The organism is Microbacterium sp. BR1 (assembly GCF_002812725.1).
Classification (GTDB): Bacteria; Actinomycetota; Actinomycetes; order Actinomycetales; family Microbacteriaceae; genus Microbacterium.
This window is the reverse complement of sequence record NZ_NMUN01000005.1, coordinates 33,122-48,938: the sequence shown is the minus strand read 5'-3', so window position 1 is coordinate 48,938 and position 15,817 is coordinate 33,122. Positions and strand designations below refer to the sequence as shown.

General features: G+C 69.6%; 15 protein-coding genes. 5 read left to right on the top strand and 10 right to left on the bottom strand.

What is annotated here, in order from left to right; translation table 11 throughout:
• The first annotated feature begins 13 nt into the window (after positions 1-13).
• Both CGU35_RS09975 and CGU35_RS09970 read left to right on the top strand, forming a co-directional pair.
• Positions 14-511: a hypothetical protein gene (locus tag CGU35_RS09975; protein WP_232711254.1), complete on the top strand. Its 498-nt coding sequence runs from the start codon at positions 14-16 to the stop codon at positions 509-511.
• Complete coding sequence (locus tag CGU35_RS09970; RefSeq protein ID WP_232711253.1) at positions 508-1,467, top strand: cation diffusion facilitator family transporter; 960 nt, start codon at positions 508-510, stop codon at positions 1,465-1,467. The genes CGU35_RS09975 and CGU35_RS09970 overlap by 4 nt, the downstream gene beginning before the upstream one ends.
• Before the next feature lie 52 nt (positions 1,468-1,519).
• On the opposite strand, the gene CGU35_RS09965 is transcribed toward CGU35_RS09970, so the two are convergent.
• Positions 1,520-1,747 carry a multidrug transporter gene (locus CGU35_RS09965; protein ID WP_232711252.1) on the bottom strand — a complete coding sequence of 76 codons (228 nt, stop codon included), beginning with the start codon at positions 1,745-1,747 and terminating at the stop codon, positions 1,520-1,522.
• A 106-nt stretch (positions 1,748-1,853) separates the two neighbouring features.
• Between CGU35_RS09965 and CGU35_RS18730 the strand changes: the two genes are divergently transcribed.
• Complete coding sequence (locus CGU35_RS18730; protein WP_269800326.1) at positions 1,854-1,982, top strand: hypothetical protein; 129 nt, start codon at positions 1,854-1,856, stop codon at positions 1,980-1,982.
• 62 nt (positions 1,983-2,044) lie between these two features.
• On the opposite strand, the gene CGU35_RS09960 is transcribed toward CGU35_RS18730, so the two are convergent.
• Positions 2,045-2,593 carry a type 1 glutamine amidotransferase domain-containing protein gene (locus CGU35_RS09960; protein WP_100811434.1) on the bottom strand — a complete coding sequence of 183 codons (549 nt, stop codon included), beginning with the start codon at positions 2,591-2,593 and terminating at the stop codon, positions 2,045-2,047.
• Between the two features lie 81 nt (positions 2,594-2,674).
• Complete coding sequence (locus tag CGU35_RS09955) at positions 2,675-4,195, bottom strand: DHA2 family efflux MFS transporter permease subunit (protein WP_100811433.1); 1,521 nt, start codon at positions 4,193-4,195, stop codon at positions 2,675-2,677.
• A gap of 213 nt (positions 4,196-4,408) precedes the next feature.
• Here CGU35_RS09955 and CGU35_RS09950 point away from each other — a divergent pair, with 213 nt between their 5' ends.
• Positions 4,409-6,286 carry an ABC transporter ATP-binding protein gene (locus CGU35_RS09950; protein ID WP_100811432.1) on the top strand — a complete coding sequence of 626 codons (1,878 nt, stop codon included), beginning with the start codon at positions 4,409-4,411 and terminating at the stop codon, positions 6,284-6,286.
• A 28-nt stretch (positions 6,287-6,314) separates the two neighbouring features.
• Here CGU35_RS09950 and CGU35_RS09945 read toward each other — a convergent pair whose 3' ends face one another.
• Positions 6,315-6,950, bottom strand: coding sequence for a TetR/AcrR family transcriptional regulator (locus tag CGU35_RS09945; protein ID WP_100811656.1), 636 nt, complete (start codon positions 6,948-6,950; stop codon positions 6,315-6,317).
• Between the two features lie 121 nt (positions 6,951-7,071).
• Here CGU35_RS09945 and CGU35_RS09940 point away from each other — a divergent pair, with 121 nt between their 5' ends.
• On the top strand, positions 7,072-8,583 hold the full coding sequence (locus tag CGU35_RS09940) for an MFS transporter (protein ID WP_100811655.1): 1,512 nt from the start codon (positions 7,072-7,074) through the stop codon (positions 8,581-8,583).
• A gap of 163 nt (positions 8,584-8,746) precedes the next feature.
• On the opposite strand, the gene CGU35_RS09935 is transcribed toward CGU35_RS09940, so the two are convergent.
• From CGU35_RS09935 to CGU35_RS09910, 6 genes are read right to left on the bottom strand one after another with little or no spacing between them, the layout of a single operon-like run.
• Positions 8,747-9,718 carry a glycosyltransferase family 2 protein gene (locus CGU35_RS09935; RefSeq protein WP_332870755.1) on the bottom strand — a complete coding sequence of 324 codons (972 nt, stop codon included), beginning with the start codon at positions 9,716-9,718 and terminating at the stop codon, positions 8,747-8,749.
• Positions 9,715-10,878, bottom strand: a complete 1,164-nt coding sequence (locus CGU35_RS09930) for a cysteine desulfurase family protein (protein ID WP_100811431.1) — start codon at positions 10,876-10,878, stop codon at positions 9,715-9,717. Before CGU35_RS09930 ends, CGU35_RS09935 begins: the two co-directional genes overlap by 4 nt.
• 5 nt (positions 10,879-10,883) lie before the next feature.
• The gene (gene nadC, locus CGU35_RS09925; protein ID WP_100811430.1) at positions 10,884-11,771 is read right to left on the bottom strand and encodes a carboxylating nicotinate-nucleotide diphosphorylase; all 888 of its coding nucleotides are present in this window, start codon (positions 11,769-11,771) and stop codon (positions 10,884-10,886) included.
• Positions 11,765-13,465 (bottom strand): L-aspartate oxidase, encoded by a 1,701-nt coding sequence (nadB, locus tag CGU35_RS09920; RefSeq protein WP_100811429.1) that lies wholly within the window; start codon positions 13,463-13,465, stop codon positions 11,765-11,767. The genes nadC and nadB overlap by 7 nt, the downstream gene beginning before the upstream one ends.
• On the bottom strand, positions 13,462-14,760 hold the full coding sequence (gene nadA / locus CGU35_RS09915; RefSeq protein ID WP_100811428.1) for a quinolinate synthase NadA: 1,299 nt from the start codon (positions 14,758-14,760) through the stop codon (positions 13,462-13,464). The genes nadB and nadA overlap by 4 nt, the downstream gene beginning before the upstream one ends.
• Positions 14,757-15,479 carry an NUDIX hydrolase gene (locus tag CGU35_RS09910; RefSeq protein ID WP_100811653.1) on the bottom strand — a complete coding sequence of 241 codons (723 nt, stop codon included), beginning with the start codon at positions 15,477-15,479 and terminating at the stop codon, positions 14,757-14,759. The genes nadA and CGU35_RS09910 overlap by 4 nt, the downstream gene beginning before the upstream one ends.
• Positions 15,480-15,817 lie beyond the last annotated feature (338 nt).

The window sequence follows — 15,817 nt, the reverse complement described above, 5'->3', positions numbered from 1 at the left end:
GGGGGCGACCGGGGTGCGTGATGTGCCCCGGCCCCTCGCCGTGGCCGTCGCGCTCGTTCTCGTCGCGCTTCTCGCGGGTTGCGGGATCCGGATCCCGGCGGATCCGGATGGTGCGCTCGATCGTGTCTCGGGCGGGGTGCTGCGCGTGGGCGCGTCGCCCGACAGTGCCCTGGTGAGCATCGAGGCCTCCGGTGGCCAGACCGCCGACGAACGTATCGGTGGCGCGGCCGCCGAGCTCGCGCGGGGCTTCGCCGACGCCCTCGACGCTCGCATCGACTGGACGGTCGGCAGCGAAGAGACGCTCGTCGGCGAGATGGAACGCGGTGAGCTCGATCTGATCGTGGGAGGTATGACGGGTGCCACGCCCTGGGCGGACCGCGTCGCTGTCACCCGGGAGTATCCCGGCATACCCGGTGCGGACGGGCGCGCGATCGTCATGTTCGTGCCCCTCGGCGAGAATCGGTTCCTGTCGGCGCTCGAACGCTACCTGGACGAGGAGACGTCCCCGTGAACACCTTCGGCCGGGTGGACCTGCCGCAGGATCAGGCCGACGCCCTCCGTCGGGCCGTGCGCCTCGAATGGATCACGATCGGATTCACGAGCGTGACCATCGTGCTGGTTGCCCTGGTCGTGGGCAACTCCCAGGCGATGAAGACCGCGTGGATCGAGGACATGCTGTCGCTCATCCCGCAGATCGCATTCCTCGTCGCCCTGATCTTCGTGCGGCGGCGCCCGACGCGCAGATTCCCGTACGGCCTGCACCGCACGATGGGCATCGGACATCTCGTCGCGGGCGTCGCGCTGCTCGCGGTGGGAGGGAGCCTGGCGGCGGAATCGGTCATCGGCCTGCTCGCGGCCGAGCATCCGACGATCGGGACGGTCGTCGTGTTCGGCACCGCCGTGTGGCTCGGCTGGTTCATGATCGGCGTGATGGCCGTGATCGTCGTGGGCCCGCTGATCTACGCCCCGGCGAAGAGTCGCCTGGCGCCGCTTCTGCACAACAAGGTGCTGTTCGCGGACGCCGACATGGCGAAGGCGGACTGGACGACCAACGCCGCCTCGATCGTCGGGGTGCTCGGCATCGGGATCGGATGGTGGTGGCTGGATGGCGCCGCCGCCCTTTTCATCTCGGCGGGAATCCTGTGGGACGGTGTGAAGAACACCCGCACGGCGGTTCGGGATCTGATGGATCAGCGTGCTCGATCGGTCGATGATCGTGAGCCGCACCCGCTCATCGAGGAGATCATCGCGGCCCTGTCGCGGGTGAGCTGGATCCGCGAGGCCGGCGTGCGGGTGCGGGACGAAGGCCAGGTGTTCCACGTCGAAGCCTTCGTCGTGCCACGGACGAAGCGGGTGAGCGTCAGACGCTTGACCGCCGCGACGGAGGCCATCGTCGCGCTCGACTGGAAGGTGCAGGATGTCTCGCTGATCGTCGTGGCGAAGCTGCCGGACGAAGCCGAACGCTGACGAATCCGAACGCTGACGGGCCAAACGCCGAGGGGCCGAACGCTGACGGGGATCAGTCGCCCTCGGGTGCCGGTCCGGGGCGGACCGGCGCGTCGTCGGCGATGTCGATACGCGTGTTGCCGTCGTGCTTCGAGACCTCGATGCGGGGGGCGGCGTCGGACTCGACGGCGTCGGGCGCCGCGAGCAACTGGTCGCGGCGCTTCTCTTCGGCCGTCATGTCGACATCGCCGGTGTCGTTCTTGTCATTCATGGTCTTGTCATCCCGGGCCTGGTCATCCATGGTCCCGACCCTAGACGTCGGAATCGTCGGTGCGCGCGGGCTGGTGCCGGGTGGGCGGATCGTGCTACCGACGCCCGCCTCTCTGGAGATGATTAGCATGGAGATCATGAACACGTCGCCCGAGAACGCCCCCGTGCAGACCCTCAAGCCCATCTCCGACGACAAGAACCTGCTGATGACGAACGCAGAGGATGCCGCGGGCTCCTGCTGCGGTGGTGCGTGCTGCAGCAGTTGACGCGCGCCATCCTCTGACTTTCGGCCGGTCCCCGCTATCCGCGGCGGACTCGCCGGGTCTTGTCAGGCGTGCTGGCCCTCGTGGCGCCCCTCGGAGATCTCCTCGATCACCTTGGCGTTGAACGCGGGCAGATCGTCGGGGGTGCGGCTCGAGACGAGCCCCTGGTCGACGACGACCTCTTCGTCGACCCAATCCGCTCCCGCATTCTTCAGGTCGGTCGCCAGGCTCGGGTAGCTCGTGATCGTCCGGCCGTCGACGACGTCCGCCTCGATCAGGAGCCACGCCGCGTGGCAGATGGCGCCGACGGGCTTCGAGGCCTCGAAGAACGCCTTCGCGAAGGCGACGGATGCCGCGTCCATGCGCAGGTGATCGGCGTTCACGACGCCCCCGGGCAGGACGATCGCGTCGTATGCGCTCGGATCCGCGGATGCCGAGATCTCGTCCACCTGCTGCGTGTGGCCGTTCTTCCCCTCGATGGATCCGGCCTCGGGCGCGATCATCACCGCGGTTGCCCCGGCGTCGGTGACGGCGGCCCAGGGGGACGTGAGTTCACTGTCCTCGAAGCCGTCCGTCGCGAGAAAGGCGATTCGTTTTCCTGTGAGATCAGTCATGCTGTTGACGCTACGCAACCGATGCGCGAGACCCCAGGGGCTTGACAGCGTCCACGGACGTTCCTGCCCCGCGCGACCCGCTCAGTGGACGGGCGGCGCGCCGACCGAGTCGGCAGGCTTGCGGATGAAGAACGCCAGCACGACGGCGACGGTCGACACGATCGCCGAGATCATGAACGCCGCGCGAACGCCGGATGCCTCGGCCGCGACCTCGCCCATGCCCTCCGCCACGGCGCCCGCCGCGACCGATGACATCACGGTGATGAGCAGCGCGATACCGGCAGCCCCTGCCACCTGCTGCGTGGTCGCGAGGACGGCACTTCCGTAGGAGTACAGCCTCGGCTCGAGGGAGGCGAGCGAGGCGGTGAACAGCGGCGTGAAGGAGAATGCGAGCCCCACGGACAGCAGGGTCTGGGCGATGACGATCATGAGGATCGAGGTGTCCTCGCCGAGGGTCGTGTAGAACCACAGCGTCGCGCTCGAGATGATCGAGCCCGGAATGAGCAGGACGCGCGTGCCGAAGCGGTCGTAGATGCGTCCGATGACGGGACCGAGCAGTCCCATGGCGAGTGCGCCGGGAAGGACGATCAGGCCCGTTTCGAGCGCCGTCACGCCGATCACACGCTGCAGGTACAGCGGCAGGACCGTGATGGCACCGAAGAACGCCATCGCGACGACCAGCATCTGCGTGATCGCGAGTGAGAAGTTGAGCGAGAGGAAAACGCGCAGATCGAGCAGGGCCTGGTCGCGGCGCTGCAGGCGCAGCTGCCGCCACACGAACAGTGCAAGGGCCACGACGCCCACGACGAACGACACGGTGAGCGTCACGGTCGAGAGCGAATCCGCCGCGGCATCACCGCCATGGCCGCCGCCGATCTGGCTCAGGCCGAAGACGATGCCACCGAATCCGAGGGCCGACAGCACGACGGAGAGGATGTCGATGGGAGCCTTGCGCGTCTCACCGAGATTCGTCATCCAGCGCGCTCCGGCGCCGAGCGCGACGAGCGCGATGGGAAGGACGAGGCCGAAGATCCAGCGCCAGCCGACCGTTTCGAGCAGGAAGCCCGAAACCGTGGGGCCGATCGCGGGCGCAAGCGCCATGACCACGCTGACGCGCCCCATCATGCGTCCGCGCAGGTGCGGCGGGACGATCGTCATGAGGGTCGTCATCAGCAGGGGCATCATGATCGCCGTGCCCGACGCCTGGACGACCCGGGCGCCGAGGAGCATTTCGAAACCGGGGGAGACGAAGGCGAGGAGGGTTCCGAGCGAGAACAGCCCCATGGCCGCGAGGAAGACCTGGCGGGTGGTGTAGCGCTGCAGCAGGAACCCGGTGATGGGGATCACGACGGCCATCGTCAGCATGAAGGCCGTGGTCAGCCACTGCGCTGCGACGGCCGTGATCGAGAGGTCGTCGATGAGGTGCGGGATCGCGACACCCATCGTCGTCTCGTTCAGGATCGCGACGAAGGCGGCGGCCAGCAGCAGCCAGATGATGCGGTTCTGGGCGGCGGTCAGGCCGTGCGCCCCGACCGGCACGCTGCCGGTGGGTACCGCGGGGCCGCCGATCGCGGGGACGCTGTCGGTTCTCGTCGAGGACATCGTTCGTCTCCAGGATTCTCAGGGCAGGGCTCGATAGCCATCCGAGGATGGCGAACAGTCAGGCTAACCGCGACGACCGACATCGCATTCCCGTGCGCAACGGAAATCCTGCGGGTCGTGCGTGTACGCGCTCGGACGGGGCTCGCGGCCACCGGGCGCACTCATCATAGCCGCGGCCGATCCGGCGTCTGCGGGCGAGATTAGGCTGAGCGGATGACCATGGCGCGCGGGGGATTCGGCGGGGGGCTGACCCGCGGGGTCGACTCCGACGCCCAGCGCGAGCGCAACGCCGAGGCCCCCGACATCCCGTTCCTGGGTCGGCGCATCGTCGTCCTGTTCCGTCCGTATCGCGGCAAGCTCGCCGTGACGGCCATGCTCGTCGTCGTCAGCGCGGCGATCGGCGTCGTTCCCGCGCTCATCATCGAGGTGATCTTCGACTCCGCACTCTTCCCGGCGAACGATGCCGGCCCGAACCTCGGCCTGCTCGTGGAGCTCGTACTGCTCATGATCGGCCTGTTCGTGGCATCCGCGGGTCTGAACGTGCTGCAGTCCTGGCTCACCTCGACCGTCGGCAACCGCGTCACGGGGGATCTGCGCGTCCGCCTGTTCACGCACCTGCAGGCCATGGACCTGTCGTTCTTCACGCGGACCAAGACCGGCGTCATCCAGTCCCGCCTGCAGAACGACGTGGGTGGCGTCGCCGGGGTGCTGACCAACACGATGACGAGCATCCTGGGCAACACCGTCACCGTGATCGCGTCGGTCGTCGCCATGGTGCTCATCGACTGGCGACTGACGCTGATCGCGATCGGGCTGTTGCCGGGATTGGTGTTCGTGCAGCGGAAGGTGGGCCAGGTGCGCGCGCGCATCGCGGCGCAGACGCAGGAGTCCCTCTCGCAGCTCACCGCGATCACGCAGGAGACACTGTCGGTTTCCGGCATCCTGCTCGCGAAGGCCTTCCACCGCCAGGGCGCCGAGATCGAGCGCTACACGCTCGAGAACGGCAACCAGGTCGTGCTGCAGGTGCGACAGGCGATGTCGGGACAGTGGTTCTTCGGGATCGTGAGCATCATCATGTCGTCGGTCCCCGCCATCATCTACCTCGTCGCCGGTCTGTTGATCACCGGAGGCAGCGCCGACATCTCCGCGGGCGTCATCGTGGCGTTCACGACGGTGCAGGCGCGACTGCTCTTCCCCCTGATGGCCTTGATGCGGGTGGCGCTCGACCTGCAGACATTCAAGGCCCTGTTCGCGCGCATCTTCGAATACCTCGACCTCGAGCCGACGATCTCCGAGTCGCCCGTCGCGATCGACGTCGCGGACGCACCGGGGCCGCTCGGGCGCGTGGAGTTCCGCGATGTGAGCTTCCGCTACCCCGATGCCTCGGGGACGAGTCGTCCGACCCTGGACCGCGTCTCGTTCGTCGCCGAGCCCGGGCAGCACGTCGCCTTCGTCGGACCGAGCGGGGCCGGCAAGACGACGATCCTGTACCTCGCGCCGCGCCTCTACGAGGCCTCGTCGGGCTCGGTTCTCTTCGCCGGTGCCGACGTCCGGGACCTTCGTCAAGCCTCGATCATCGAGAACATCGGCATCGTGTCGCAGGAGACCTATCTGTTCCACGCGACGGTGCGCGAGAACCTCGCCTACGCCAAGCCGGAGGCCACGCAGGCCGAGCTCGAAGAGGCCTGCCGTGCGGCGAACATCCACCACGTGATCGAACGCTTCGCGGACGGATACGACACCGTCGTCGGCGAACGCGGCTACCGTCTCTCCGGGGGCGAGAAGCAACGCATCGCGATCGCGCGGGTGCTGTTGAAGGACCCGCCCGTGCTGCTGCTCGACGAGGCGACGAGCGCGCTGGACACGGTCTCGGAGCGAGTCGTGCAGCAGGCGCTGGATGCCGCGGCCCGGGGCCGCACGACCCTGTCGATCGCGCACCGCCTCTCGACCGTGGTGGGCGCCGACGTCATTCACGTGGTCGAGGGCGGGCGCATCGTCGAGACGGGCACGCACTCCGAGCTCATGGCGGACGGCGGCCTGTACGCCGAGCTGGCGATGCGCCAGGTCGAGGCATCCAGCGGGCTCGGCTGAGCGAGCGAGTCGGGCCAGGACCTGCGGGTCAGCTCGGGGGACGCGCGACCCCGGCGGCAGGGAGCAGGATGCCGTCGATCACGGAAATCTGGTACTCGCGGTCGATCGGCTTTCGCTCGACCAGCCCGCGGAACGCGGCCAGAGCGGGGAGGAGTCTCGCGAGCGCGTCCAGATCCGCGTCCGCCCGGATCTCGCCCCGCACGCGAGCGCGGTCGAGCAGGACCCGGATCGCCGCGATACGCGGCGACATCAGCACGGCGTTGGCGGCCTCGGTCAGTTCCGGCTCGCGGGTGAGGAGAGCGGCGACGCCCGCCATGACGCGGAGCCGACGCTCGGAGTCCTCGGCGGTGTGGGGCTTGATCATGCCGACCAGGTCGCCCCGAAGCGTGCCCGTGTCGGGCAGCTTGTCGGGCGAGAGATCGGCGGCCTTCATGCATCCGATCGCATCGAGCACGAGCTCGGCCTTGGAGGGCCATCGTCGATAGAGCGTTGCTTTTCCGGCCTTCGCGCGGGTCGCGACCATGTCGATCGTCATGCCGTCGAAGCCTTCTTCGGCGAGGATCTCGATCGCCGCCTGCAGGATGTCGGCATCGCGCGAGTGGTCGCGTTTCCGGCCGAGGCGGGTCGGTTCCTCGTCGGCGACAGCGGGTGCGGGCTGCGTCATCGCGGTCCTCCTCGTGTTCGCGGCGTCCACGCGTGTGTTCGCGCTCCGTTCGTGCTGTGTTCCATCCTAATCCAGAACGCTTGGTATCCGGAACGGATGATTCTCGTATATGGTTTTCGGCATGTCACAGACCTCCTCTTCCGTTGGCGCCACGACGACGGCGCCCTCGTCCCGCCGGTGGTGGACTCTCGCAACCGTCGGACTCGCTCAGCTGATGGTCGTGCTCGATGCGACCGTCGTGAACATCGCCCTCCCGGCCGCGCAGGCCGACCTCGGTTTCTCGAACGGCGACCGGCAGTGGGTCGTCACGGCCTACGCGCTGGCGTTCGGAAGCCTTCTGCTGCTCGGCGGCAGGCTCTCGGACCTGATCGGGCGCAAGCGCACGTTCGTCATCGGACTGGTCGGTTTCGCGCTGGCATCGGCCCTCGGCGGAGCGGCGCCGACCTTCGGCGTGCTGGTCGCGGCCCGAGCTCTCCAGGGCGTCTTCGCGGCCATGCTCGCGCCAACCGCGCTCGCGATGCTGACGACGACCTTCACCATCCCGCGCGAGCGCGCCCGCGCCTTCGGTGTGTTCGGCGCGATCGCCGGAGCCGGCGGTGCGATCGGCCTGTTGCTCGGGGGATTCCTGACCGAGTACTTCGACTGGCGCTGGAATCTCTACATCAACGTCTTCATCGCGCTCGTGGCCATCATCGGCGCGACCCTGTTCGTCGGTCACGTGACCCGCACGGGTCCGCGTCCGACCCTCGACATCCCGGGCACGCTCGCGGCATCGGGTGCCCTGTTCCTGCTCGTCTACGGCTTCTCGAACGCCGAGACGGATGGCTGGGACTCGCCGTTGTCGTGGGGGATGCTCGCGGGGTCGGGCGTGCTGCTCATCGCTTTCGTGCTGTGGCAGCGCCGCTCGCGTCACCCGCTCCTGCCATTGCCGATCGTGCTCGACCGCAACCGCGGAGCGTCGTACATCTCCGTGCTGATCGCCGGAGCCGGGATGTTCGGGGTCTTCCTGTTCGTCACGTACTACCTGCAGGTCTCGCTCGGCTACACCGCGATGCAGACGGGGCTCTCCTTCCTGCCCATGATCGTGATGCTGATCCTCGCGGCGCAGCTCTCGACGAACATCTTCCTGCCGCGCTTCGGACCGAAGATCATCGTGCCGATCGGCATGGTCCTCGGCGTGATCGCCATGATCCTCCTGACGCGGTTGGGTCACGACAGCGGCTACATCGGCGACATCCTGCCCGCGCTCATGGTGATGGGACTCGCGATGGGATCGATCATGCCCGGGGCGATGCAGACCGCGACGCTGGGCGTCGATCCGCAGTTCGCGGGTGTCGCTTCCGCCATGGTCAACACGAGCCAGCAGGTCGGCGGATCGATCGGCACGGCGCTGTTGAACACCCTGGCCGCGACGGCCCTGACCGCGTACGTGACGGCCAACGGTCCCGCTACGCCGGAGGTGCTCGCAGAGGCGGCCATCCAGAGCTACAGCGTCGCGTACTGGTGGGGTGCGGGCTTCTTCGCGATCGGTTTCGTCGTCGCCGCGTTCCTGTATCGACGGCGGGGCGATGGCATCTCGCTCGCACACGGTCGACCGGCGGCGACGGAGGCCGAGCCCGTCATCGCGCACTGACCGCCCCGCCCGGGCCCTGCGCGGGCTCCGAGCACCGCGAGGGCTGCAGTTCGGGGCATCCGCTACGTCGATCGACGGCGCGGATGCCGAGAACTGCAGCCCTCGCGGTGTAGATCCGGATCACCGGTGCCGTCGAGCGCGGCGCTCGTTCACGGGGCGGGGTCTACCAGAGCGAGACCGCGGCGACCGTCGTGGCCGCGTCCGAGTCCAGTGCGGAGCGGGTGGACTCATCCGCCGCCAGCCACACGGCTCGAGTGAACGTCCCGAGCGAGCGCCGGTAGGCGTCGTCGGGGTGTTGGCGCGCGATCGCGGCGAGTCGCGGTACGTCCATCGTCAGGATCAGGGCGGCGCGGGCCTGCACGGCTCGCGCCGCCCCCGCCTCGCGCAGCAGCCCGAGCCCGGCGCTCATCGCGTCGAGCGCGTCACGGAGCACGGACAGCTCTCCCTCTCGTTGGGTGATGGATGTGCCATCCGCTCGCACACGCCACTGCACGACGACATCGGGGATGACATCGAACGCCCGCGCGCGGGTGTACATGGCCTGCGCCACGATCTGGTCTTCGTAGAGGCGTCCCTCGGGAAAGCGCAGCCCGGTCCGACGCCAGAAGTCGGTGCGGCTGACCTTCGACCACGCGACGATGTTCCCGGATGCCTCGGGGTGCTCGTCGATCGTCGTCGCCGAGCGTTCGGGGTCCGTCGCGGCGGCGACCCACGGTTGCACCGCGCCGACCGCATACCCCGGTCCGTCCGGCCTCAGCCGCACGTACGCACCGGCCGCGAAGTCGCTGCCGGTCCGCTCGAGCGTCGCGACGAGCCGGGCGAGAGCGTCCGGAGCAAGGATGTCGTCCGCGTCGAGAAACCCGACGAACGGGGTGCGCACGCGGGCGAGTCCCGCGTTGCGGGCGGCGCCGAGTCCCCGGCGGTCCGACGGTTCCTCGAGCACGAAGCGGTCATCCGTCGCGGCCGCGTCGGCGAAGATCTGTCGCGTGTCGTCCGTCGACGCGTCGTCGATCAGGATCGCGCGCCAGTTCGCGAGGGTCTGTGCTCGCACCGAATCCAGCGCCTCGCGGGCGTAAGGCGCGACATTCAACCCCGCCACGACGAGCGTGACGACCGCATCGGTGCTCATGCTCATGCGGCCGATTGTACGGCGGAGACCGAGGCCGCGACGGCGTCGGCCAGCGTGTGAGCAGCGGCAATGGTTTCGAGGGAATCCGTCCGTCGCGCCGAGAAGGTGAAGCGGACGGATGTCTGCGCCACCTCGGCGGGAATGCCGACCGCGAGCAGCACGTGCGAGGGCTCGTCGCTGCCGGCCGCGCACGCCGACCCGCTCGATGACACGATGCCTCGGCGTTCGAGTTCGAGCAGCACGGCTTCGCCGCTCGTTCCCGCGAACGTGAAGCTGGCCGTGCCCGGTAGCCGATGAGCGGGATCGCCCGTCAGCCGAGCCGTCGGCACGGTATCGAGGACACGCGCGATGAACCCGTCGCGGAGCGCCGCGACCCGAGCGGATGCGTCGGCGCGTTCGGTCTCGGCGAGCGTCAGAGCGGTCGCCAGCGCGACCGCCCCGGCGACGTTCTCGGTGCCGCTCCGGCGGCCGCGTTCCTGGCCGCCACCGTGCATGAGGGGCTCGAGCGGAACCCGCCCGCGAACGGCGAGCACGCCGGTGCCCGCGGGAGCGCCGACCTTGTGCCCCGCGATCGAGATCGCGTCGACGCCGAGGTCGGCGGCCGACAGATCGAGCCATCCCGCGGCCTGTACCGCGTCGATGTGGATCGGGACCCGTCGTCCGCGGGCGATGGCGGCGAGAGCCGAGACATCCTGAATCGTCCCGATCTCGTTGTTGGCGTAACCGAGGGTCACGAGCGCCGTGTCGTCGCGGAGCGCAGCCTGGAGGTCGGCGGGATCGACCCGTCCGAATGCGTCGACCGGGAGCTGTGTGACCGCGAAGCCGTGGACACGGCGCAGGTAGTCGACGGACTCGAGGATCGACTCGTGTTCGATCGGTGTCGTGATCACGTGACGGGCGTCGCGGGCCAGTCGTGCGGCGATCGCGATGCCCTTGACGGCGAGGTTGTTCGCCTCGGTACCACCCGACGTGAAGACGACATCGCTCTGCCGCATGCCCAGCGCCCGGCCGACCGCCGCTCGGGCCGTTGCGAGTGCCTCGGCGGCGCGCTCGCCGACGGTGTGGTGGCTCGACGGGTTGCCGAATTCGGTCGTCACGTACGGCAGCATCGCGTCGAGCGCCTCGCGGCGAACCGGTGTCGTCGCGGCGTTGTCGAGATACAGCATGTGCGTCAGCTCTCGGCGGTCGTCGGATCGTCCGCGGCGGGGTCGTCCACACGTACGTCGAGGCCGAGATCGAGCGCGCGGGCCGAGTGGGTCAAGGCTCCGACCGAGATGACGTCCACGCCCGTTTCGGCGATCGCTCGCACCGTGTCGAGCCGAACCCCGCCGCTCGCGTCGACGATCGCGCGGCCAGCGACCTGCTCCACGCCGCGCCGGAGGTCATCGATCGAGAAGTTGTCGAGCAGGATCGTCCCGATACCGGCCGCCAGCACGGGCTCGATCTGGTCGAGGCGATCGACCTCGACCTCGACGTGCGTCGTGTGCGGCAGCCGCGCGATCGCGCCTTGCAGCGCGGCCGTGACCGATACGCCGTTGCGCTGGAGGACCGCGAGGTGATTGTCTTTGGCCATCACCGCGTCCGACAGGGAATGCCGGTGGTTGTGGCCACCGCCGCTCGTCACCGCGTGGCGTTCGAAGGCGCGCAGCCCCGGCGTGGTCTTGCGGGTGTCGGCGATCCGGGCCCCCGTGTGGGCGACCTCGGCGACGAAGCGCGCCGTGAGGGTCGCGATTCCCGACATCCGCTGCGTGAAGTTCAGGGCGACACGCTCGGCCGTTAGCACGCCCCGCGCCGGCCCCTCGGCGATCGCGAGGACCGCGCCCGGGGCGAACTCGTCGCCGTCGGCGACCAGGAGCTTCACGCGAATCGCGGGATCGGTGAGCCGGAAAGCGGCGGCGAAGACCCCGCCGCCGCTGAAGACCCCAGGCTCGCGCGCGATCAACTCGGCGCGGGCGGTCGCCGTCGCGGGGATGAGCGATTCGCTGGTGATGTCGCCCCAGGGCGCGTCTTCTTCGAGCGCCGCAGAGACGGCACGATCGATCGCGGCGCGGGTCAGCATCCTGCGCTCCCCACGAGGGCGGGGTCGGCGGGGGTGACGGATGCCGCGGGCTCTCGTCGCGCGGTGCGGAGGGACGCATGGCCGGGGTCGTCGCTGCGGTAGTGCGCCCCGATCGAGTGGCGTCGTGCGAGGGCGGCACGGATCGTCGCGGCCGCGAGTTGCAGCAGGTTGTCGTCCTCGAAGTCGGCCTGCGAGGCGGGCGCGGCGGTGCCCGAGCCGGAGCCGGAGCTGCTGCTGATGCTGGCGCGCTGCGCGAGCCAGCCGTCGACCAGGCTCTGCGCCCGGAGCATCCCGCGCTCGTCCCGCACGACCCCGGCGCCCTCCCACATCACCCGCTGCAGCCCGGCCCGCGTGAACGGTGGTCGGACCCGCTCGCCTGGCAGTCGGTGCGATGTCGTGGGGCGGGAGGTGGCATCTTCTGCCAGGGGAGCGGGATCAGTGGGACGGGTGAGGGGAGCGGGACGGGCGGGGCGCGATGCGGCCAGGGCGGCGGCGGCACGGGCGCCGAAGACGGCACCCTCGAGCAGCGAATTCGATGCCAGGCGATTCGCCCCGTGGACGCCCGTGCGCGCGGCCTCACCGACCGCATACAACCCCGGCAGGCTGGTCCGGCCGTCCAGATCCGTCACGATCCCGCCCATCAGGTAGTGCGCGGCGGGCGTGACGGGAATCGGCTCGCGTGCCCAGTCCAGCCCGCGGTCGCGCACGGCCGCGTCGATCGTGGGGAAGCGACGCGCCAGGAACGATGCCGTCGATGCGCGTCCGGCCGGGCCCGATCGAGTCGAGCCCAGTCGTGTCGCGTCGAGGTGCACGGGCCGACCCCCCTGCTCGCCCATCCGCAGCGCGATCGCGCGGGCGACGACATCGCGCGGGGCGAGCTCGCCGTCGGGATGCGCGTCGAACAGGAATCGGCGGCCATCGTCGTCGATGAGGGTGGCCCCCTCGCCGCGGACGGCCTCCGAGATCAGGAACGGCTCGCCCGCCGCGAGCACCGTGGGGTGGAACTGGACGAACTCGAGATCGGTGACCTCGGCACCCGCGCGCATCGCCGCGGCGATGCCGTCGCCGGTCGCGACGGACGGGTTCGTCGTGTGCGCGTACAGCTGGCCCGCCCCGCCGGTCGCGATCACGACGGCGTCGGCCCGGAGCATCCGCCGGCCGTCCTGGGTGAGCAGATCGACACCGGTCACGGCGCCGTCGTCCTCACGCACCAGGTCGACGAGAAAGGCGTGTTCGAGGATCGCGACGCCCGCGACGCGAACCGCCGCGACGAGCGCGGTCTCGATCGCCGTACCGGTTGCGTCGCCGCCCGCGTGCAGGACGCGCGGGTACGAGTGCGCGGCCTCGAGTCCCTTGACGAACGCTCCGGATGCGTCGCGGTCGAACGCGACCCCGAGCGCGATGAGTTCGCGGATGCGTTCCGGCCCCTCGGCCACGAGCACCTCGACAGCGGCGGGGTCACCGAGTCCGGCGGCCGCGGCGAGAGTGTCGCGCGCGTGATCGGCCGCCCGATCGTCGGCGAACATGACGCCCGCGATGCCGCCCTGCGCGTACCGGGTGTTGGCGTGCTCGAGCACGTCCTTCGTCACGAGCGTGACGTGCACACCGGCGCGCGCGGCGTGCAGGGCGACGGTCAGTCCCGCGATGCCGCTGCCCACGACGATCGCACGCGTGGTGCCTGCCGTGTTCGTCACGGCTTGGCCGCCAGCATCCGCTCCAGCGCGATTCGTGCCGGCTCGGCAACGTCCGCCGCGACCGTGATCCGATTGCACACGGTACCCGCGACGAGTTCCTCGAGCACCCACGCGAGGTATCCGGGATGGATGCGGTACATCGTCGAGCACGGGCAGATGACGGGATCGAGGCAGAAGATCGTGTGCTGCGGATGCTCCGCCGCGAGCCGCTGCACGAGGTTCACCTCGGTGCCGATCGCGAACGTGGTGGGCTCGGTCGCGGCCTGGATGGCTTTGCGGATGTAGTCGGTCGATCCGGCCTCGTCCGCCGCGTCGACGACCGGCATCGGGCACTCGGGGTGCACGATGACGCGGACGCCGGGATGCTCGGCCCGCGCCTTGTCGATCTGATCCACCGTGAAGCGGCGGTGCACCGAGCAGAACCCGTGCCAGAGGATGACGCGGGCGTCGTCGAGCGCCGCCTCGTCATTGCCGCCGAGCGGACGGTTCGGGTTCCACATCGGCATCCGCTCGAGGGGAACGCCCATCGCCTTGGCGGTGTTGCGGCCCAGGTGCTGGTCGGGGAAGAACAGCACGCGGCGCCCGCGTGCGAAGGCCCACTCGAGCACGGTACGGGCGTTGGACGAGGTGCAGACGATCCCGCCGTGTCGGCCGACGAACCCCTTGATCGCGGCGGACGAGTTCATGTAGGTCACGGGGATGACGGGCACCCGGCCGTCCGCGTCCACGGCATCCATGGGGCCGTAGACATCCTCGAGCTGCTCCCAGCAGTCCTCGACCTGATCGATGTTCGCCATGTCGGCCATCGAGCACCCGGCGGCGAGATTCGGGAGGATGACCGCCTGTTCAGGGCGTGAGAGCAGGTCCGCGGTCTCGGCCATGAAGTGCACCCCGCAGAACACGATGGCCTCGGCCTCGGGGTGCGCCTTCGCGGCATTCGCGAGCTGGAACGAGTCCCCGACGTAATCGGCGTGCAGGACGACTTCTTCGCGCTGATAGAAGTGCCCGAGGATGACGACCCGGTCGCCGAGCACACGCTTGGCGGCGACGATCCGCTCGTGCAGGTCGGCCTCCGAGGCCTCGCGATACGCGACCGGCAGCTCGCCCTGGCGGGGCGAGCCGACCGGGATGACATCGCCCATCGACGACCCGGGGCCGTATCCGGGTCGTCCGTCGAAGTTCCACGGCCCCGCGGCGAGGTCGGTGTTGCAGGTCTCCGCATCGGAAAGTCCGGCGGTGATCCGCTGGATCTCGTGATCGACGGAGGGCGAGAGCGTGAGGGGAGTGGCGTTCATTTCGTCCTCGATTCGAAGGATGCGCGGCCCGCTGGGCGGGCCGACGACGGTGTCGCGAGGGGGCCGCGTTCGGCGAGCTCCACATCCTGGTTGTAGCGGTACAGGCGGGCGGGGCGATGGCTGCCGGTGCGGAAGCCATCGGTGGGGATCAGCGTTCCGGAGTTCTCGACCTGGCGTCGGAAGTTCGCGGGATCGAGCTTGCGGCCGAGGATCGACTCGTACACCTCGCGCAGCTCGGCGAGGGTGAACTCATCGGCCAGCAGGCCGTGGGCGATACGGGAGTAGCCGGCCTTGTTGCGGAGGCGCCAGAGGGCGTACTCGACGATCTGGTTGTGATCGAACGCGAGGATGGGCAGGTGGGCGGCGTCGAACCAGGCCACGTTCTCGGGAGCATCGCCCGCTGCCGCGTGAGCCGCGACCTGTGCATCGACCTCGGCCGAACGCAGAAGGGCCCAATAGATGATCGAGACGACGCGTGTGGGCGAGCGATCGACATCGCCGAACGCATACAGCTGCTCCAGATAGCTGGGTGAGAGGCCCGTGGTCTCGCCGAGGGTGCGGGATGCCGCGGCATCCAGTCCCTCCGTCGCGTCCAGCCATCCGCCGGGCAGGGCCCAGAGCCCCGCGTGGGGGTCGCGTGTGCGCCGGACGAGCGGCAGAACGACGGCGGCGGAGTCATCCTCGGCACGCCGGCGAAGCGTGAAGATCACCGTCGACACCGCCACACGCGTCGCATCGACGCCGGTCGCGGGGGATACCGCGGCGGTCGCGTCGGGCGAATGGGTGAGAGGAGGAGTCATGTTCCCTGCGGTTTGTGTCACGGCGACTTTAACCACCCTCGATCTTAGTGTCATGCTGACTCGAAGGCAAACGCCAGCCGCCATCCTCATGCCGAGCGCGCCGGTTGGCGACGAGAGGGCCGGGAATCTCCTGCGGGCAACGGGCGATCTCGGCGCGAAGGGGCGCGCTCGGCGCCCGGGCGGCGTCGTGGTCGCGGCATCGGGTGCGGCGCCGAGACGCGGCGCGTGCGGCGCCTGCCGCGACTTCTCAGCGACGC

Excerpts from the sequence above, each read along its gene's own strand:
- nadA (WP_100811428.1), bottom strand. The coding sequence starts at position 14,760 with ATGAACGCCACTCCCCTCACGCTCTCGCCCTCCGTCGATCACGAGATC.
- CGU35_RS09935 (WP_332870755.1), bottom strand. The coding sequence starts at position 9,718 with ATGAGCATGAGCACCGATGCGGTCGTCACGCTCGTCGTGGCGGGGTTG.
- CGU35_RS09945 (WP_100811656.1), bottom strand. The coding sequence starts at position 6,950 with ATGACGCAGCCCGCACCCGCTGTCGCCGACGAGGAACCGACCCGCCTC.
- CGU35_RS09930 (WP_100811431.1), bottom strand. The coding sequence starts at position 10,878 with ATGCTGTATCTCGACAACGCCGCGACGACACCGGTTCGCCGCGAGGCG.
- CGU35_RS09950 (WP_100811432.1), top strand. The coding sequence starts at position 4,409 with ATGACCATGGCGCGCGGGGGATTCGGCGGGGGGCTGACCCGCGGGGTC.
- CGU35_RS18730 (WP_269800326.1), top strand. The coding sequence starts at position 1,854 with ATGAACACGTCGCCCGAGAACGCCCCCGTGCAGACCCTCAAGCCCATC.
- CGU35_RS09940 (WP_100811655.1), top strand. The coding sequence starts at position 7,072 with ATGTCACAGACCTCCTCTTCCGTTGGCGCCACGACGACGGCGCCCTCG.
- CGU35_RS09965 (WP_232711252.1), bottom strand. The coding sequence starts at position 1,747 with ATGGATGACCAGGCCCGGGATGACAAGACCATGAATGACAAGAACGAC.
- CGU35_RS09955 (WP_100811433.1), bottom strand. The coding sequence starts at position 4,195 with ATGTCCTCGACGAGAACCGACAGCGTCCCCGCGATCGGCGGCCCCGCG.
- nadC (WP_100811430.1), bottom strand. The coding sequence starts at position 11,771 with ATGCTGACCCGCGCCGCGATCGATCGTGCCGTCTCTGCGGCGCTCGAA.
- CGU35_RS09960 (WP_100811434.1), bottom strand. The coding sequence starts at position 2,593 with ATGACTGATCTCACAGGAAAACGAATCGCCTTTCTCGCGACGGACGGC.